General features: G+C 64.5%; 20 protein-coding genes. 9 read left to right on the forward strand and 11 right to left on the reverse strand.

Features of this window, described 5'->3' with window-relative positions:
* Window positions 1-31 precede the first annotated feature (31 nt).
* The 3 genes from ACVILL_RS39225 to ACVILL_RS39235 form a co-directional block, all read right to left on the reverse strand.
* Window positions 32-1,054 carry a formylglycine-generating enzyme family protein gene (locus ACVILL_RS39225; protein WP_456733916.1) on the reverse strand — a complete coding sequence of 341 codons (1,023 nt, stop codon included), beginning with the start codon at window positions 1,052-1,054 and terminating at the stop codon, window positions 32-34.
* Entirely contained in the window at window positions 1,020-1,583 is a 564-nt protein-coding gene (locus ACVILL_RS39230; RefSeq protein ID WP_456733917.1) for a hypothetical protein, read from the reverse strand. Before ACVILL_RS39230 ends, ACVILL_RS39225 begins: the two co-directional genes overlap by 35 nt.
* A gap of 133 nt (window positions 1,584-1,716) precedes the next feature.
* Entirely contained in the window at window positions 1,717-2,193 is a 477-nt protein-coding gene (locus tag ACVILL_RS39235; RefSeq protein WP_456733918.1) for a hypothetical protein, read from the reverse strand.
* Window positions 2,194-2,521: 328 nt separating this feature from the next.
* Here ACVILL_RS39235 and rpsD point away from each other — a divergent pair, with 328 nt between their 5' ends.
* Both rpsD and ACVILL_RS39245 read left to right on the forward strand, forming a co-directional pair.
* On the forward strand, window positions 2,522-3,139 hold the full coding sequence (rpsD, locus tag ACVILL_RS39240; RefSeq protein WP_456733919.1) for a 30S ribosomal protein S4: 618 nt from the start codon (window positions 2,522-2,524) through the stop codon (window positions 3,137-3,139).
* Between the two features lie 92 nt (window positions 3,140-3,231).
* Window positions 3,232-4,299 carry a threonine aldolase family protein gene (locus tag ACVILL_RS39245; RefSeq protein WP_456733920.1) on the forward strand — a complete coding sequence of 356 codons (1,068 nt, stop codon included), beginning with the start codon at window positions 3,232-3,234 and terminating at the stop codon, window positions 4,297-4,299.
* A gap of 113 nt (window positions 4,300-4,412) precedes the next feature.
* Here the strand turns inward: ACVILL_RS39245 and ACVILL_RS39250 are convergent, their stop codons facing one another.
* The 4 genes from ACVILL_RS39250 to grxD form a co-directional block, all read right to left on the reverse strand.
* Window positions 4,413-5,675 (reverse strand): serine hydrolase domain-containing protein, encoded by a 1,263-nt coding sequence (locus tag ACVILL_RS39250; RefSeq protein WP_456734464.1) that lies wholly within the window; start codon window positions 5,673-5,675, stop codon window positions 4,413-4,415.
* A 103-nt stretch (window positions 5,676-5,778) separates the two neighbouring features.
* Complete coding sequence (locus ACVILL_RS39255; RefSeq protein WP_456733921.1) at window positions 5,779-7,068, reverse strand: serine hydrolase domain-containing protein; 1,290 nt, start codon at window positions 7,066-7,068, stop codon at window positions 5,779-5,781.
* Window positions 7,069-7,117: 49 nt separating this feature from the next.
* A complete protein-coding gene (locus ACVILL_RS39260) occupies window positions 7,118-7,669 on the reverse strand; it encodes an O-acetyl-ADP-ribose deacetylase (protein ID WP_456734465.1) in 552 nt (183 codons plus the stop codon).
* Window positions 7,666-7,998 carry a Grx4 family monothiol glutaredoxin gene (grxD, locus tag ACVILL_RS39265; RefSeq protein ID WP_016843475.1) on the reverse strand — a complete coding sequence of 111 codons (333 nt, stop codon included), beginning with the start codon at window positions 7,996-7,998 and terminating at the stop codon, window positions 7,666-7,668. Before grxD ends, ACVILL_RS39260 begins: the two co-directional genes overlap by 4 nt.
* 296 nt (window positions 7,999-8,294) lie before the next feature.
* Here grxD and egtB point away from each other — a divergent pair, with 296 nt between their 5' ends.
* Genes egtB through ACVILL_RS39280 form a run of 3 tightly spaced genes read left to right on the forward strand, consistent with a single transcriptional unit; the run spans window position 8,295 to window position 10,993 of the window.
* On the forward strand, window positions 8,295-9,548 hold the full coding sequence (gene egtB / locus ACVILL_RS39270; RefSeq protein WP_456733922.1) for an ergothioneine biosynthesis protein EgtB: 1,254 nt from the start codon (window positions 8,295-8,297) through the stop codon (window positions 9,546-9,548).
* Window positions 9,549-9,601: 53 nt separating this feature from the next.
* The gene (egtD, locus tag ACVILL_RS39275) at window positions 9,602-10,570 is read left to right on the forward strand and encodes an L-histidine N(alpha)-methyltransferase (protein WP_456733923.1); all 969 of its coding nucleotides are present in this window, start codon (window positions 9,602-9,604) and stop codon (window positions 10,568-10,570) included.
* Between the two features lie 27 nt (window positions 10,571-10,597).
* Window positions 10,598-10,993 carry a DUF4345 domain-containing protein gene (locus ACVILL_RS39280; RefSeq protein ID WP_456733924.1) on the forward strand — a complete coding sequence of 132 codons (396 nt, stop codon included), beginning with the start codon at window positions 10,598-10,600 and terminating at the stop codon, window positions 10,991-10,993.
* 9 nt (window positions 10,994-11,002) lie between these two features.
* Here ACVILL_RS39280 and ACVILL_RS39285 read toward each other — a convergent pair whose 3' ends face one another.
* Both ACVILL_RS39285 and ACVILL_RS39290 read right to left on the reverse strand, forming a co-directional pair.
* Window positions 11,003-12,184 carry a low temperature requirement protein A gene (locus ACVILL_RS39285; RefSeq protein ID WP_456733925.1) on the reverse strand — a complete coding sequence of 394 codons (1,182 nt, stop codon included), beginning with the start codon at window positions 12,182-12,184 and terminating at the stop codon, window positions 11,003-11,005.
* A 30-nt stretch (window positions 12,185-12,214) separates the two neighbouring features.
* Window positions 12,215-12,451, reverse strand: a complete 237-nt coding sequence (locus tag ACVILL_RS39290) for a BolA family protein (RefSeq protein WP_016843470.1) — start codon at window positions 12,449-12,451, stop codon at window positions 12,215-12,217.
* Between the two features lie 177 nt (window positions 12,452-12,628).
* On the opposite strand from ACVILL_RS39290, the gene ACVILL_RS39295 reads away from it, so the two are divergent.
* Entirely contained in the window at window positions 12,629-12,988 is a 360-nt protein-coding gene (locus ACVILL_RS39295) for a DUF427 domain-containing protein (RefSeq protein ID WP_456733926.1), read from the forward strand.
* Window positions 12,989-13,129: 141 nt separating this feature from the next.
* Here the strand turns inward: ACVILL_RS39295 and ACVILL_RS39300 are convergent, their stop codons facing one another.
* The gene (locus tag ACVILL_RS39300; protein ID WP_456733927.1) at window positions 13,130-13,303 is read right to left on the reverse strand and encodes a DUF1328 domain-containing protein; all 174 of its coding nucleotides are present in this window, start codon (window positions 13,301-13,303) and stop codon (window positions 13,130-13,132) included.
* Window positions 13,304-13,499: 196 nt separating this feature from the next.
* Here ACVILL_RS39300 and ACVILL_RS39305 point away from each other — a divergent pair, with 196 nt between their 5' ends.
* Window positions 13,500-14,684, forward strand: a complete 1,185-nt coding sequence (locus ACVILL_RS39305) for an acyltransferase family protein (RefSeq protein ID WP_456733928.1) — start codon at window positions 13,500-13,502, stop codon at window positions 14,682-14,684.
* A 181-nt stretch (window positions 14,685-14,865) separates the two neighbouring features.
* Window positions 14,866-15,126, forward strand: a complete 261-nt coding sequence (locus ACVILL_RS39310; RefSeq protein WP_456733929.1) for a GlsB/YeaQ/YmgE family stress response membrane protein — start codon at window positions 14,866-14,868, stop codon at window positions 15,124-15,126.
* 97 nt (window positions 15,127-15,223) lie between these two features.
* Here ACVILL_RS39310 and purL read toward each other — a convergent pair whose 3' ends face one another.
* The gene (gene purL, locus ACVILL_RS39315; protein WP_456733930.1) at window positions 15,224-17,455 is read right to left on the reverse strand and encodes a phosphoribosylformylglycinamidine synthase subunit PurL; all 2,232 of its coding nucleotides are present in this window, start codon (window positions 17,453-17,455) and stop codon (window positions 15,224-15,226) included.
* A 161-nt stretch (window positions 17,456-17,616) separates the two neighbouring features.
* Between purL and ACVILL_RS39320 the strand changes: the two genes are divergently transcribed.
* Window positions 17,617-18,108: a PaaI family thioesterase gene (locus tag ACVILL_RS39320; protein ID WP_456733931.1), complete on the forward strand. Its 492-nt coding sequence runs from the start codon at window positions 17,617-17,619 to the stop codon at window positions 18,106-18,108.
* The last annotated feature ends 40 nt before the right edge of the window (window positions 18,109-18,148 follow it).

Genomic DNA, 18,148 nt, shown 5'->3' on the forward strand with positions numbered 1-18,148 from the left:
AGGTGACTTCATCACTCATTCAGCACTCCCTCTACTTTTCCAACGTCGTCTGCGGTGGTTGAGAAGATCGCGGGACGGCCGACCGCACCACGCACCTGAAGCCGACATGGCTGGTCGATGTATCGACCGGCTCGGCGTGGCGCGCAGCCGGGCGATAGCGGCGGCAGTAATTCGGCGCGCACAGATGCGAGCCGCCCTTCAGCACCTTGCGCGGAATCTTGATCGCCGGCTGGCAGGAATCGTAGCTCGCCTCCTCGCGGCCGCCGCGCGGGTTCTGCGGAATGCAGCAGGGCTTCGCGGCGTCGGCCTCATGGCGGGCGGACCACCAGTCGGCGGTCCACTCCCAGACATTGCCGATCATGTCGTGGATGCCATAGCCGTTCGGCGGGAACGCGGTCACGGGCGAGGTTCGGTCGAAGCCGTCCTCGCAGAGATTCTGCAGCGGGAAATTGCCCTGCCACGTGTTGGCCATGTGCTTGCCGCCGGGCGTCAAGGCATTTCCCCAGGCATATTCCTCGGCTTCGAGGCCGCCGCGCGCGGCGAATTCCCATTCGGCTTCCGTCGGGAGTTCCTTGCCGGCCCATTTGGCGTAGGCGAGCGCGTCGGCATAGGCGACGTGGACGACCGGATGGCTGCCGAGCACGTTGATGTTGCTGCGCGGACCGTAGGGGCGACGCCAGTTCGCGCCCTTCATGAGCGTCCACCATTGGCTCCAGTCGCGCAGCGTGGTGATGCGGCGCGGCGGCTGAAACACCAGCGAGCCGGCATAGAGCATATGCGGCAGCGCGCCCGGATATTGCGCGGGATCGGGCGGCTGTTCAGCGACTGTGATGTGCCCGGTCTCCCGCACGAATTCGCGAAACTGGACGTTGGTCACCGGCGTGCGGTCGATCCAGAAGCCGTCGACCGACGCCCGATGCGACGGCGCCTCCTCAGGATAATGGTGGTCCGAGCCCATGCGGAAGGTGCCGCCGGGAATCCAGACCATGTCGCCCTCGGTCTGGATACGGTCGTCCTGCTCAGATCCAGCGGTGGGTATCTCTGCGCGAAACATGGCCATACCTGTTGCGCGTTATCGTGGGCAGTAATCCCAGAAACCCTGTGCTCTCGACGGGTCGGTGTAGTACCAGCACATACCCGGCGCCGGCGGAGCGCCAGCCCACGCGGCTGCGCTTGCCGCAGTCACGAAGCCGACCGCGGCGCCCGCCGCGATCGCGCCGCCGACCGGCCATCCATACCAGCCAGGCCGCGCCCAACCTCCCGGCCGAGGGCCGACCCAGCGCGTGCCGCCGCCGTGCCAGCCGGGCCGAACGCACCACCGTCCGGCTGCGATAAGCAGCCGCACCGCCGCGCGGACCGACCGCAACGCCGCCGCGGCGCACAACGGCACGGACCTCAACGACGTCGCTGTTCTGTGTCTGCTGCTTGACGATCGGGAGTGAAGCGGAAGCGCCGATATTGATCGCCGAGGCCGGATCCACCTGCGCGACAATCATTGTGACCCCGATCAGCGCCACGCGGAAAATCTTGTTGGAGATCGCAGCTTTGGGGTCTTGGTGACAGAACGTCGTGCTCGATTGCATTGGCGCGCCCTTCCATTTTTTATGCCGCTCGCTTCAGCAGCGTTTGATCCGTCAGCCCTTCTTCCCTTTCTCCTGTGTCGTTGTCCGTGCGCACGACTATGTGCGCAGCCGCTCACGCGGCGCGTGATCCGCATCAACGGATGTTGTTCACGTACTGGTTTCGTTTTGAGATCAAACGATAGCGCAACGCGCCGGGCATGTGATGTGCATTTTGTGCCAATCTCAACCGCAAGGCGTGCAGTCTTAATGAAAGATGTCTCAAATCTATCAATCCGATGCGGTCGCGCGGATTGCCTTCTCGAAAAAACAAACGAAAATCTGCGCCATCGCAGAGCGCACCACGAACTCGCTGTGCGACCAGCCTGATCGAGCTTGTCGCGGTCGCATTTTCAGTTGGCTTGAAGTCCTTGGTCCCAGTGGATGAATCGCGCCACGGTTGTGAGCGCGGAGATCGTCGAACAGCTCCCGGCGAAGCGGCAGTGCGCCGGATGGCTTCGAGGTGGCGCCGCGCCGCCGCCGAACGCACGCGTGTCGAGGTCATGTCCCGCGAGCGCGGCAAGCTGCGCGGCACATTGTCCCACAACGGCGCGCGCCGAGACTGCTTGAGCACTGGGTGATCCGGCGGTAAATCGACACTTGGCGGGCCCGGGCGGCCGGGAACCGGCCTTGGGGGCGGAAATCGCCAATTTTGCTCCCGATTCGGCCCCAAATACCCCGCGTTTTGTTTGACAGAACCGGACTTTCTCCTTATGACCACCCTTGCTCGCGGGCCGGTTTCGGCCCGCGATGCGTTTCGCGACCCGTGGTTCTCCCCGAGCTTTCGAGGCGGACCTGTCGGTACGGGCCTTTTGGCCGGTACACAGGAGGGCGCGTCTCCTCAAACCTGAAACTGATAAACGCCGGACGCTGGGTAGCGACGGCTATGCAAAGAGGACGCGATGACAAAGCGCAGTGAGGCGAAGTACAAGATCGATCGCCGCATGGGCCAGAATATCTGGGGCCGCCCGAAGAGCCCCGTGAACCGCCGCGAATACGGCCCCGGCCAGCACGGCCAGCGCCGCAAGGGCAAGCTCTCCGACTTCGGCGTGCAGCTCCGCGCCAAGCAGAAGCTCAAGGGCTACTACGCCAACATTTCCGAGCGCCAGTTCCACGGCATCTATGTCGAAGCCAGCCGCCTGAAGGGCGACACCGGCGAGAACCTGATCGGCCTGCTCGAGCGCCGTCTCGATACCGTGGTCTATCGCGCCAAGTTCGTCTCCACGATGTTCGCTGCGCGCCAGTTCATCAACCACGGCCACGTCAAGGTGAACGGCCGCAAGGTCAACATCGGCAGCTACAAGCTGAAAGTCGGCGACCTCATCGAGGTCAAGGAAGCCTCCAAGCAGCTCACGCCCGTGCTCGAAGCGAGCCAGCTGCCCGAGCGCGACGTGCCCGACTTCATCGAGGTCGATCACTCCAAGATGACCGCGAAGTTCGCGCGCACCCCCGGCCTCTCGGACGTGCCGTTCCCGGTGCAGATGGAGCCGCATCTGATCGTCGAATTCTATTCGCGCTGATCACAGCACGCATGCGAGATACGAAAGGCCCCGGTTTTGCCGGGGCCTTTTTGTTTGGCTAAAGTCAGGGCCTATCGACCGAGAGAGACATCATGCACTACACCCCTGCCCGACCCGATCCCAAGGCGCCCGCCGTCCGCATCAATCTGTTGTCGGACACGCAGACCAGGCCGACGCCCGCGATGCGCGAGGCGATGGCCAGGGCGGAGGTCGGCGACGAGCAGGTCGGCGACGATCCGACCACCAACGAGCTCTGCGCGCGCGTTGCCGATCTGCTCGGCAAGGAGGCCGCGGTGTTCATGCCGTCGGGCACCATGTGCAACGTCGCGGCGACGCTGGCCTATTGCCGCCCCGGCGACGAGATTTTGGCGCATGCGACCGCGCATATCATCGCGCGCGAGGGCGGCGCCCATGCCGCGCTCGGCGGCTTCCAGATCACGCAGCTTGCGGGCGATGACGGCCAGTTCACGCCGGAGACGTTCCGCGCCGCGCTGCATCCGCGCACCCGCTATCAGCCGCCGCAGGTCCTGGTCAGCGTCGAGCAGACCGCGAATATCGGCGGCGGCACGATCTGGAAGAAGGCCGCGCTCGACGAGGTCGTGCGCATCGCCAAGGCCCATGGGCTGGTGACACACATGGACGGTGCGCGGCTGCTGAACGCGACGGTCGCATCCGGCATCTCGCCGCGCGACATGACGGCGGGCTGGGATTCCGCCTGGATCGATTTCTCGAAGGGCCTCGGCGCGCCGATCGGCGGCGTGATTGCCGGCACCCGCGCCTTTATCGACGACGTCTGGCGCTGGAAGCAGCGGCTCGGCGGCTCGATGCGGCAATCCGGCATCTCGGCCGCTGCCTGCATCCATGCGCTCGATCACCATGTCGATCGCCTCGCCGACGACCATGCCAATGCGCGGGCGCTGGCGCGCGGGCTGTCGCAGATCAACGGCATCGCCGTGCAGGCACCCGAGACCAACCTCGTCTTCTTCAAGCCCGACGGCGCCGGCGTATCGGGCGACAAGATGGTCGCCGAGCTGCGCAAGCGCGGTGTGACGCTCGCGATGATGGACGGCCGGATCAGGGCCTGCACGCATCTCGATGTCACGGCCGCGATGATCGAGGAAGCGATCGGCCACGTCAGGGACATCGTGCGCGCGGCGTAGTAACTTCGGCAATCGTAGCCCGGATGCAGCGTAGCGAAATCCGGGACAGCACGATCCGATAGCAGAACCGCCCCGGATTGCGCTTCGCTTCATCCGGGCTACGAAGCTGAATTCTACCGCCCCATCGCCTTGTAGATCAGCGTCTTCAGCTCCTGCTGAATCCGGCCGCGCTGTGTCGGCGTCTGCGCCATGAAGATTCCGAACAGATCATCCGCCGGATCGATGAAGAAGAACGTGCCGCCGACGCCGTCCCAGCGATACTCGCCCAGCGGCCAGTTCGTGTTCGGCGGCACCGAGGTGCGGACCGCGAAGCCGAGGCCGAAGCCGGAGTTCGGACCGGGGTAATAGTTCTTGTCGCGCACCACCCCGGTCTCCGGACCGATATGGTCCTTCGCCATCAGCGCGATGGTCTCCGGCTTCAGGTAGCGCCGGCCCTCATAGCTTCCGCCGCTCAACAGCATCTGCGAGAAGCGCGCGTAGTCGCCGATGGTGCCGACCATGCCCCCGCCGCCGGATTCCCGTCGCAGCGGCTCGCGCGGGTCGCTGACGTCCGCGACCGGACTGATGGTGCGATCCTTCGGCATCGGCTCGGCGATCAGCGGCCATTTCGCGGGGGCGGCGACATAGAACGTGGTGTCGTTCATTCCGAGCGGGCCGAGCAGCCGCTCCTTCTCGACCTGAAACAGGGATTTCCCCGTGATCACCTCGATGATGCGGCCGAGCACGTCGGTCGAATGGCCGTAATCCCATTGCGTGCCGGGCTGTTCGGCGAGCGGCAGCGCCATGAGCCGCGCCGTGAACTCGGCATTGTCGGGATCGTTGTTGAACAGTCCGGCATCGGCGTAGGTCTTGTTGACGACACCGCCGCCGTAATAGCCATAGGGCAATCCGGCCGTGTGGCGCATCAGGTCCTCGATGGTCACGGGTCGCTTGAGCGGCTCCAGCGTCATCGTCGCCTTGCCCTCGTCGCCGCGCTTCTCCACGCCGACCTTCATGTCGGCAAAGGCCGGGATGTATTTCGACACGGGATCGCTGAGCGCGAGCTTGCCTTCCTCCACCAGCATCATCGCGATGACAGTGGTGATCGGCTTCGACATCGAATAGAGCCGGAAGATGGTATCGGCGCTCATCGAGAACTCGGTGGCGACGTCGCGAACCCCGAAATTCTGGTAGTAGACCGGCTTGCCGTGCTGTTGCAGCAGCAGGATCGCGCCGGGAATCTTCCCGGTCGCGATCTCGTTCCTGACATAGTCGGAGACCTTGGCAAGGCCTGCCGCCGAGAAGCTGTGCGCGGCCGGCCCCTCCGAGCCGGCCTTCGCAACGGTTGCGACGGACGCGAGCACGAGTGCCGCGACGACTGCGCGGCACCCGCGCATGTAAGAGCATGATCCGATCGGATTGAATCGGATCATGCTCTCATTCCTTCTTTTTGACGCGTTTTCTTCACGCGAACCGGTATCCACTTCGCTCGAAAACGCTCTATTTCTCCATGGCTTCATAGACGAGTTGCTTCAAGGTCCGCTGGATACGCTGACGCTCGGTCGGCGTCTGCTCCAGGAGGACGAAGAAGAAATCCTGCTTGCGGTCGATGACATAATAGCAGCCGCTCGCGCCATCCCATTTGAGCTCGCCGAGATCGCCGGGCGGCGGCGGCTTCGCCGTGCCCTGATCGGTGCGCACCGCGATCCCCAGCCCGAAGCCGAAGCCGTCGCCGGGGAAGTAGAAAAAGTCGCGCGCAACGCCGGAGGCCGGACCGACGCGATCCGTCGTCAATTCCTTGAAAGTCTCCGGCTTCAGGATGGTCTTGCCGTCGAGGGTGCCGCCGTTGAGCAGCATTTGCGCGAAGCGCGAATAATCCGCCATGGTCGAGACCATGCCGCCGCTGGCGGACTCCCATTTCTTCACCTTGGTCGGATCGTTGACCCGGCCGACCCGGAAGTCGCTGTCGTTCGGCATCGGCTCGGCCATCAGCTTCTGCTTCTCGGGATCGGTGACGAAGAAACCGGTGTCCTTCATCCCGAGCGGATCGAGCAGCCGTTCGCGCTCGATCGTCGAGAGCTTCTCGCCCGTGGTCACCTCCATCACGCGCGCCAGGATGTCGGTGGAATGGCCGTATTGCCAAAGCTCGCCGGGCTGGTTGTGCAGCGGCAGCTTGGCGATCCGCTCGGCGAATTCGGCGAGGTCGAAATCGCCGCCATAGATGTTGGCCTCCTTGTAGGCCTTGCGGACCAGGCTGTCGCCATAGAAGCCGTAGGTGATGCCCGACGTATGCGTCATCAGATCGAGGATCGTGATCGGCCGCTTCGGTGGCACCAGTTCGAGCGTCTTGGTGCCGTCCTCGGCCTTGTTCTCGACGCCGACCTTCACGTTGGCAAAGGACGGAATGTATTTCGAGACGGGGTCGTCGAGCTTGTACTTGCCTTCCTCCAACAGCTGCATCGACACCACGGCGGTGATCGACTTGGACATCGAAGCCAGCCGGAAGATGGTCCTGTCCGTGATCGGCGCCTTGCTGACCACGTCCTGGACGCCGAAAGCTTCGTGATAGACCGGCTTGCCGTGCTGCTGGATCAGGACGATGGCGCCCGGAATCTTGCCGGTCGCGACCTCGTTCTTGAAGAACTCGCTGATCTTGGCGAGCTTGTCGGGGTTGAAATGCGCCCCCGCCGGAATCTCGTAGGTGCCCTCGGTGTGCGAGAACGCCGGCGCTGCAAGCACCACCGCGGCGGCGGCGGCTGCCGCGGCGCACGTCAAACGAAATGAATGCATTTGAACTATCCCTCCCCGGAAATCACGGGGAAGTGTAGCGGCGGTATCATCAGGCACAAGGGCCACCGAAGGAGGCCAAGGCGGCCTCGTGCAGTTCGGCGCTGGGGGCGGAGAAGCAGCAGAAGATGACGTGCTCGATGCCGGGGGCAGCGGCCAGCGCGTCGACGACGGTCTTTACGGCGATCTGGGCCGCGCGATCCGCGGGAAACCGATAGATGCCGGTCGAGATCGCGGGGAAAGCGACCGAGGCGAGGCCATGCGTTTCGCAGAGCTCCACCGAACGCCGATAGCAGGATGCAAGCAGACCGTCCTCGTCGAGCTTGCCGCCATTCCACACCGGGCCAACCGTATGGATGACATGTTTCGCCGGCAGCCGATAGCCTTTGGTGATCTTGGCCTGGCCGGTCTTGCAGCCGTGGAGCGTACGGCATTCGGCGACGAGATCCGGCCCGGCGGCGCGATGGATCGCGCCGTCGACACCGCCGCCACCGAGCAGCGATGAATTGGCGGCGTTGACGATGGCGTCAACGCGCAGGGTCGTGATGTCGGTAACGATGACTTCGAGCCGCGCCTTGCCGATCCGGCGCGCGGTCAAGGTCAGGCAGCCACGTCGACCGGAATGCCCTTGTCGGCGAACAGCTGCTGCAATTCACCGGCCTGGAACATCTCGCGGATGATGTCGCAACCGCCGACGAACTCGCCCTTCACGTAGAGCTGCGGAATCGTCGGCCAGTTCGAATAGACCTTGATGCCATTGCGCAGCTCGGCCGATTCCAGAACGTTGAGGCCTTTGTAGCCGACACCGATGTGGTCGAGGATCTGCACGACCTGACCGGAAAACCCGCACTGCGGGAATTGCGGCGTGCCCTTCATGAACAGCACGACGTCGTTCGACTTCACTTCGTTGTCGATGAATTGCTCGATGCTCATTTTCGCTTCCTTGCGTAGGCGGCGCTCTCAGGCCTGAACGGGCCGGCCCGCCCTTCTAACCCGTGACTGGCTATATATGTAGCTCAAACCATTGTGCATCCAAAGCAAAATGGCAGAAATCTGGCATGCGGCGGGGGCCGGGCAGCGCCGCAAGAGAGGCCCGGATTATCTGATGGGTCCAATATCATCGCGGGGGGAGGCTTTTTTCCCGTAACGGAGCCCCTATCTAGGACGAACTGTCCGTCAGGAACCAGATTGCCGAAGCAACGTTCTCTCCCCTGAATTCGGAGACCCCTGTGACGAAACCAGCCTATACCGCGGCCGCCATTTCAGCCGCCTCCCCGTCACTACGCTCCGAATCCGGCCCGCTCGCCCAGCGGCTGGTGGATGCCTATCGCGCGGTCCGCGACGAGACCGAGCGTCGGGTCGCGCCGTTATCCCCCGAAGACCAGCTGATCCAGTCGATGCCGGATGCGAGCCCCGCCAAGTGGCACCGCGCCCATACCACCTGGTTCTTCGAGCAGTTTCTGCTCGGCGAGCACGTCGAGGGCTACACGCCGTTCCATCCGGACTACGCCTACCTGTTCAATTCTTATTACGTCACCGCCGGTCCCCGGCACGCCCGTCACCAGCGCGGCCATCTGACGCGCCCGACCGCCGACGATGTCACCGCCTACCGCCGCCATGTCGATGCCGAGGTGGTGAAATTCTTCCAGACCGCCGCCCCGGAAAGGCTCGCGGCGCTGGTGCCGCTGGTCGAGGTCGGCCTCAATCACGAGCAGCAGCATCAGGAGCTGATGTACACCGACATCCTGCATGCCTTCGCGCAGAACCCGATCCCGCCGGCCTACGATCCGGCCTGGCGCTTCCCGGCCTCGCATGGCGGGCCCGCGGAATGGGTGACGCTCAACGAAGGCATCCACAGCGTCGGCCACGCCGACGACAGCTTCCATTTCGACAATGAGAAGCCCGCGCATCGCGCCCTGGTCGGCCCGGTGAAGCTTGCGAAGAACCTCGTCAGCAATGCCGACTGGCTCGCCTTCATGAAGGACGGCGGCTACTCCACCGCGACGCTGTGGCTGATGGACGGCTTCGGCACCGTGAGCAACGAGGGCTGGCAGGCGCCCGGCCACTGGCGCGAGATCGACGGCGAATGGAAGATCATGACGCTGGGCGGCCTGCAGCCGATCGACCCAAAGGCCCCGGTTTGCCATGTCAGCTATTACGAGGCCGATGCCTTCGCCCGCTGGGCCGGCAAGCATCTGCCGACCGAGATGGAATGGGAGGTCGCGGCCCGCGCCGGCCTGCTCAACGACGCCTACGGCATCGTATGGCAATGGACCCGCAGCGCCTATTCGCCCTACCCGGGCTATCGCGCGATCGAAGGCGCGCTCGGTGAGTACAACGGAAAATTCATGGTGAATCAGCTCGTGCTGCGCGGCTCGTCGCTGGCGACGCCGCAAGGTCACAGCCGCGTCACTTACCGCAACTTCTTCTATCCGCACCATCGCTGGCAATTCACGGGGTTACGCCTCGCCGACTATGCCTGATTGAGTCCTGTCGACATCAATAGCGCGCCGGTAAGCGCGTTCGGGAGAGTATCATGAATGTGCGTGCCGCCGCATTGGCCAAAGCGTATCCATTTGACGAAGCGACATCGGCGTTTGCCGGCGACGTGATCGGGGACCTTGCCCGTCACCCGAAACGGCTGTCGCCGAAATATTTCTACGACGCCACAGGCTCCGAGCTGTTTGAACAGATCACGGTGCTGCCGGAATATTATCCGACGCGCACCGAGCTTGGCATCCTGCGCGACCGCGGCGACGAGATCGCCGCAATCATCCCCGAAGGCGCGGCATTGGTCGAGTTCGGCGCCGGCGCGACCACCAAGGTGCGCCTGCTGCTCGAGCATTGCGAATTCGCAGCCTACGTGCCGGTCGATATCTCCGGTGATTTCCTGAAAGCCCAGGCCGACGGCTTGCGCCGCGATTTCCCCGGTCTCGGCATCTATCCGGTCGCGGCCGACTTCACCACGCCGTTCGCGCTGCCCGACGCCGTCGCCACGATGCCGAAGGTCGGCTTCTTCCCCGGCTCGACGCTCGGCAATTTCGAGCCGAGCGAGGCCTTGGCCTTCCTGCGTAGCGCGCGCAACATCCTCGGCCACGGCGCGCAGATGATCATCGGCGTCGACCTCGAGAAGGACGAGCGGGTGCTGTACGACGCCTACAACGACGCGGCCGGCGTCACCGCGCGCTTCAACATCAATGTGCTGGCGCGGATCAACCGCGAGCTCGGCGGCAATTTCGACCTGTCGGGCTTCACCCACCGCTCGATCTACAACCGCGATCGCCATCGCATCGAGATGCACCTGATCAGCCGCAAGGCGCAGACCGTGCGCATCCTCGGCAACACCTTCGCGTTCCGTCCGGGCGAGAGCATTCACACCGAGAACAGCTATAAATACTCGCTCGAGCGTTTCACCGCGCTCGCCCGCAGCGCGGGCTGGACGGTGCGCGAGAGCTGGACCGACGCCAACACGATGTTCTCGGTGCACGCTCTCGTGGCGGACTAGCGCGCAAATCAGGGGACGGGGCAAATCATGGGCCGGCGTGCGCTGCAGATTGCGACGGCGTTGCTCGCCCTGGTCCCGATCCTGACCGGCATCATCACCATGCTCGGCGTCAGCGATCCGCTCTACGCCTCGTCGGGCGTCCCGGCGCTGCCGGTTTTGGACAGCAATCTGCGCTTCTTCGGCGGGGTCTGGCTCGGTCTCGGCCTCGCTCTGCTCTGGCTGGTGCCGCGCATCGAAAGCGAGACCGTGCTGTTTCGCGTGGTCTGGGGCGGCATCTTCCTCGGCGGCATCGGCCGGCTGCTGTCGATCATGATCGTCGGCGCGCCGCCACTTCCCTTCGTGGGATTCACCCTGCTCGAAGTGATCGGCGCGCCGCTGTTCGTCTATTGGCAGCACCTTGTGGCAGCGGCCGGCCGCCGGTAACCGCGCTCGCTATTCTTCCTGCCCCGTCGACCGCAGCGAGATCGACTCCCAGGTCGCGACCATGATCATGATCGCGGTGGTGACGATCGAGAGCATCAGCGGCGACATCTCGCGGGCAAACCAGGCTGTGATCGCGAGCGCGATGATGCCGACGCCGTGCGAGAGCTGCAGGAAGTTGCGGATCACGTACTTGAACAGGATGGTCCCGACCAGGAACAGCGCTGGGCCGCCGACCGAGCTCACGATCGTCTTCAGGTCGGAATGGCCGGACGGATGCTTCAGCACCAGCTCGTCGGCGACCGCGGTAAGGATGATGCCGCCGACGATCGGCATATGCAGATAGGTATAGGCGATCCGCGCCACGCGGCCGGATTCCTCAGATTTCGAGATCATCTCCGAGCCGGCCTCGGCGCCCTTGTGGAAATAGATCCACCACATCGCAATGCTGCCGACCAGCGCCGAGATGAACGCCGCGACATTCTCCGGCGTCCAGGTCAGCTCGGCGAAGGTCGCGCCGTCGACCACGATCGCCTCGCCGAGCGCGATAATGATGAAGCCTGCGCAGCGCTCGGCCATGTGGCCGCCCTCGACCGACCAGGCTTCCATCGAGGACGGGCCAAGACGAGGCGTCCAGAACCGCGCAGCCGGTGCGACATATTCGATGGTCAGCGCCGCGATCCAGAACCACATCCGCGTTTCGTGCTCCGCGAAGCCGCCGAGAATCCAGAGCACGGCGGAGCAGGACAACCAGGTCAGGATGCGGATCGCGTTGTGGCGGACCGCGGTCCGGCGCCGCGGCGTGGCCAGCAGCCAGAACGCGGTGCGGCCGACCTGCATCGCCGCATAGGTCCCGGCGAACCACAGCCCGCGCCCCTCGAACGCGGTCGGGATCGAGGTCGACAACAGCAGTCCGCCCAGCATCAGGACGAACAGCAGCAGGCGAACCGGCGTCAGTTCTGGATTGAGCCAGTTGGTGACCCAGGTGGTGTAGACCCACACCCACCACACCGCGAGGAACAGCACCGTGACCTGCACCGCGCCGAGCGGGGTGAAGTGGTGCAGCAGCGTATGCGACAGCTGCGTGACGGCAAAGACGAAGACGAGGTCGAAGAACAGCTCGGCATTGGTGACACGGCTGTGCTGGTTGGGCACGATGACGCGAAACATCGCGCCGCGCGGATTGTCTGCCATTGCTTGAGGCCCCCGCCCGCCGGCCGGGGCCTAGCCTTCCGGCACCCCGGTCTGCAGGGCCAGCGCGTGCAGCACGCCGCCCATCTGGCCCTTCAGCGACTGGTAGACGATCTGGTGCTGCTGGACGCGGGACTTGCCGCGGAATGACTCGGATATGACAGTGGCCGCGTAATGGTCGCCGTCGCCGGCCAGATCACGGATCGTCACCTCGGCATCGGGGATCGCTGCCTTGATCATCGATTCGATATCACGGGCGTCCATCGGCATCCCAGTCCACCTCCGTCAGGTCGTTCGAATCAGGGCCGATTCGGCCGGGATAAAACCTAGTCCTCAAGGTCTTCTAGGTCATCCCGCCGCACACTATATTCCCATTCCCAGCGATTTAAACCTGCATCAATCGGTCACAAGCCATCACGCCGAAATGACCAGAAGAGGCGCAGAATCATGAAGCTCCCCGGCCCCGACCATCCGATTACGATCACGCCCAATGCCAAGCGCGTCCGCGTCACCGCCGACGGCGTCGTCATCGCCGAGACCACCCATGCGCTGACCTTGAAGGAAGCGAGCTATCCGGCCGTGCAATATGTCCCCCGGCAGGACGCCAACATGGAGTTGTTGAGCCGCACCGAGCGGACCACGCATTGCCCCTATAAGGGCGACGCGAACTATTTCAGCATCAAGGCCAACGGCAAGACGCTGGACAATGCGATCTGGACCTATGAAGAGCCGTTCCCGGCGATGACCGAGATCGCCGGCCACCTCGCCTTCTACCCGGACAAGGTGAAGATCGAGGAAGTCGCCTAGAGCGTCCGGCCGGCCGCAACCGCCGGGCCACGCCCGGCCGTTCGGCTGGCGCCACCGCAAGCCTGAAACGCAGATGCCCGGGCGAGGCCCGGGCATCACGAGGGGTGTGTTCGGCCGGATCGCCGCCAGACCCCGAGGCCGCTAGACCCTGAATATCGTGAGCCCGAGGATCAGGAGCACCAGGAAGATCGCGACGAACACGTAAAACAGGAAGCGCGCGATGTCGGCGGAGGCGGCTGCGAGGCCGGTGAAGCCGAGCAAGCCCGCGATGATCGATACGACAAGGAAGATCAGCGCCCATTTCAACAGTGTCATTGTTGCTCCTCGAGGCCGCGTACACGCGTTGCGCGCCCGCCATTCGTCCCGATAACACCCGTCACCGACCCCAGTTCCAGAACGAAACAGTACCGCTGAGATGACCGACCTCGACACCACGGAATCGGGACGATTGGGCCTTGCTGAATCGGGTTCCCGATTGCAACATCAGGGTGCAGACCCGGCTGAGGGCACCATGAAATCGATTGCTCACGCGGCTCCGGCCGTCGACATTCAGGCAGCACCGAAGCTCCACAAGCGCAACGTCGCCCTGGACCGCGCACGCACCTTCCTGACGCTGGTCGTGCTGCTGCACCACGCGGTGATTCCCTACACCTATTTCGGGCACACCGACCCGACGTCGTGGGTCGGCTTCGACTGCGTGGTGCTCGCCACCGACAGCTTCTTCATGGCGATGTTCTTCTTCCTCTCGGGGCTGTTCGTCTGGCCAGGACTCGGCCACAAGCCGTGGCTGATCTTCCTGCGCGACCGGCTGCTGCGGCTCGGCCTGCCCTTCGTGATCTGCGCGGTCACCGTGATCCCCATCGCCTATTACGCGATCGCGCTGCGCGCGACGCCGGATCTGACCTTCGCCGAATTTTGGCGCAAGACCATGACGGTCGGGCCGTGGCCGAGCGGCCCGATCTGGTTCGTCTGGGTCCTGATGGCCTTCGACCTGACCGCGAGCGTGCTGTACCGGGTGTCGTCGCGTCTGCTCGAGCCGATCAACCGTCTCTCGATCAAGGGATTTGAACGTCCCTCGAAGTTCTGGCTGTTCCTCGTCGTGGTCAGTGCCGCCGTGTACCTGCCGATGCTGGTCCATTATGGCCAGAACTACTGGTTCGAGCTCGGACCGTTCTCGGTGCAGGCGAGCCGCGTGCTGCTCTATGCGGCCTATTTCTTCATCGGTGCTGGGATCGGCGCGGCAAATCTCGAGGGCGGGCTGCTCAGCGCGCACGGACGGCTGACCGAGCGTCGCTGGTTCTGGACCGGCATCACGGTGATCCCCTATGCGATGATGTGGGTGATGATCTACATCAAGCGCGGGATCATCGGTAATCCCGATCCGCTGCCGGGCTGGTATCTCGCGATCTACGGCAGCTTCTACGTGCTGTTCAGCGCCTCGATCCTGTTCGCGATCCTGGCTTACTTCCTGCAATCAAAGGCGACCGGGCCGACGCTGCTCGACCGCATGCAGGGCGACGCCTACGGCATGTTCCTGGTGCACTATCCGATCGTGCTGTGGCTGCAATACTGGCTGTTCGACATGGACCTGCCGGCGATCGCCAAGGCCGCGGTCGCGTTCTTCGCCACCGTGGCGCTGAGTTGGGCGGTCACCGCCGTGCTGCGCAAAATTCCCGGCTCGAAATACGTGCTTTAGTTTCCCTTTGCGGCGGCACTCTCACATCTGCCGCGCCAGACTGACCAACGACAGCGCTCCAAGCGGCAAGGCTGACGGTGAGTCGCCCCCGACAAGTTGCGCACAACCTGCCATTGGTCACATGCCGTCCGGTGATTCTCGGTTATGCTGGCCGGACTGCTTGACCTCAAGGAGTGCAGAGATGAACGACCCTCAAGTTGGATGGATCGCCGCAATCATCGTCGGCGGATTGGCCGGCTGGCTCGCCGAAATGTTCATGAAGTCCGGAACCGGCATCTTCATGAACATCATCCTCGGTATCGTCGGCGCAGCGCTGGCGAACTGGCTGTTGGGTCTGCTCGGCGTGTCGCTCGGCGGAGGCTGGCTCAGCTATCTCATCGCCGGCTTCATCGGCGCCTGCATCATCATCTTTGCGTGGCGCGCAGTCCGCGGCGCGACGTAGGCTGGGTCCGCAGGATCGCGGTCAAAAAATAGCGCGATGATGAATTCATCGCGCCTTGAAATCCTTGCAACGCGCGGTAGCGCCTGATCCGTCCGGATCAGGCGGCAGTGCCGTGCATGTAGTTCGGCAGCCAGTGCTCGAACGCGCGGGAGAGGTCTTCGACCGCAACCGGCGCCTCGCCCGCGACAGCGATCGCGTCACCGCCGGTGGTGCCGATGCGCGCACAGGGCACGCCGGCGCCCTTCATCTTCGCCAGCACGAGGCCCGCGTCCGCCGCCGGCACGGTGACGATGTAGCGGGCCTGATCCTCGCCGAACCAATAGGCATGCGGCACGATCGAGGACGGCGCCGCCAAAAGCTGCGCGCCGATGCCGCTCGCGATCGCCATCTCGGCAAGCGCGATCAGGAGCCCGCCATCGGAGACGTCGTGCACCGCGGTCGCCGTGCCGGCGCGGATCATGCCGCGCACCACGTCGCCATTGCGCTTCTCGGCGGCGAGGTCGACCGGCGGCGGAGCGCCCTCCTCGCGGCCGCAGACGTCGCGCAGATAGACCGACTGGCCGAGCCAGCCCTTGACGTCGCCGACCAAAAGGATCGCCTCGCCGGCCGCCTTGAACGCCAGCGTCGCCGACTTGGTGAAGTCGTCGAGCACGCCGATGCCGCCGATCGAGGGCGTCGGCAGGATGCCGCGGCCGTTGGTCTCGTTGTAGAGCGAGACGTTGCCGGACACGACCGGGAAGTCGAGCGCGCGGCAGGCCTCCGAAATGCCCTTCAGGCAGCCGACGAACTGGCCCATGATCTCGGGCCGCTCGGGGTTGCCGAAGTTGAGGTTGTCGGTGATCGCGAGCGGCCGGCCGCCGACCGCGGTGATGTTGCGCCAGGCTTCCGCGACCGCCTGCTTGCCGCCCTCGAACGGATCGGCCTCGCAATAGCGCGGCGTGACGTCGACGGTGAGCGCAAGCCCCTTCGGCCCATCCTCGACGCGCACCACCGCGGCATCGCCACCGGGACGCTGCATGGTATTGCCGAGGATGACGTGGTCGTACTGCTCCCAGACCCAGCGCTTCGAACACAGTTCGGGTGTGCCGATCAGCTTCTCCAGCGCCTCCGCGATGCCGAGCGGCGGCTTGACGTCCTGGCCGCGGATCACGGGCAGCGCGTTCGAGGCGACGTGCGGGCGGTCATAGACCGGGGCCTCGTCACCGAGCTCCTTGATCGGCAGGTCGGCCATCACATCGCCGCCATGCTTGACGACGAAGCGCTTGCTCGGCGTGGTGTAGCCGACGATGGCGAAATCGAGCCCCCATTTGCGGAAGATCGCCTCGGCCTCTTTTTCCTTCTCGGGCTTGAGCACCATGAGCATGCGCTCCTGGCTCTCCGAGAGCATCATCTCGTAGGCGCTCATGCCGGTCTCGCGGGTCGGCACCGCGTCGAGGTCGAGGTCGACGCCGAGGTCGCCCTTGGCGCCCATCTCGACCGCCGAGCAGGTCAGGCCCGCCGCGCCCATGTCCTGGATCGCGATCACGCAATCGGCTTCCATGATCTCGAGGCAGGCTTCGAGCAGCAGCTTTTCGGCGAAGGGATCGCCGACCTGCACGGTCGGGCGCTTCTCCTCGGAGGCGTCGTCGAATTCGGCCGAGGCCATCGAGGCGCCGTGAATGCCGTCGCGGCCGGTCTTGGAGCCGAGATAGACGATCGGCATGTTCACGCCGGACGCCGCCGCGTAGAAGATCTTGTCGGCGTCGGCGAGACCCACCGCCATCGCGTTGACCAGGATGTTGCCGTCATAGCGGGTGTGGAAGCGCACCTGGCCGCCGACGGTCGGCACGCCGAACGAATTGCCGTAGCCGCCGACGCCCGCGACCACGCCGGAGACGAGGTGCCGGGTCTTCGGGTGCTCGGGCGCGCCAAAGCTCAGCGCGTTCAGGCAGGCGATCGGGCGTGCGCCCATGGTGAAGACGTCGCGCAGGATGCCGCCGACGCCGGTGGTCGCGCCCTGATAGGGCTCGATGTAGCTCGGGTGGTTGTGGCTCTCCATCTTGAAGACCACGGCCTGGCCATCGCCGATATCGATCACACCGGCATTCTCGCCGGGGCCCTGGATCACCCAGGGGGCCTTGGTCGGCAGGCCGCGCAGATGGATGCGCGACGACTTGTACGAGCAATGCTCGTTCCACATCGCCGAGAAGATGCCGAGCTCGGTGAAGGTCGGAACCCGTCCGATCAGCTTGAGGATCCGCTCATACTCGTCCGGCTTCAGCCCGTGGGCGGCGACCAGCTCGGGGGTGATCTTGGGCTCGTTCTTGGACGCATTCTTGGGCTCGTTCATGGGACCCTTAATAGGTAGATCGAACGGGGGCGAAAAGGCCTTTTACGGCCCATTTCCGGCCTGTCCAGAGCTTTGCGGGGGATGCCCGCGCCTGCGGCATTTGCACAATGGGGATGGATCGGATTTAAGAACCCGAAACCGATAATTGAAGGCCAAATTTCGTGAACGAGCTCGCCGATACCGCACTGAAGACCGCATTCAACCGCCGCCCCGACCTGCATGTCGAAACCGAGGGCGAATTCGCCGGCTGGCGAACCTGGACCCGGGACAATTACGAGACCCATACCGGCCCGTTTTACCACCGCATGGACGAGAACGGCCGCATCAGCTGCGCGTTCCGGGTAGGCCCGAAGCACCTCAACGGCTCCGGCAACGTCCATGGCGGCTGCTTCATGACCTTTGCGGATTACTGCCTGTTCGCGCTCGCCGGCTCGGTGCTCCAGGGCCCCGGCGTCACGGTGTCGTTCGCCTCGGAATTCCTCGACGCGGCGCGCGAGGGCGACCTGATCGAATGCAGCGGCGAGGTCACCCGCGCCGGCGGCTCGCTGATCTTCGTGCGCGGCATGCTGACGTCGGCCGAGCGGCCGCTGTTCACCTTCTCCGGCACCATCAAGCGGGTGAAGCGCAAAGCGCTGACCGCAGCGAGTGCCTAGAGCCAGCGCGGCGCGGCCCTGTCCGGTATGTGTCAAGCCA

The sequence above is a fragment of the Bradyrhizobium sp. USDA 3364 genome (genome assembly GCF_054056355.1).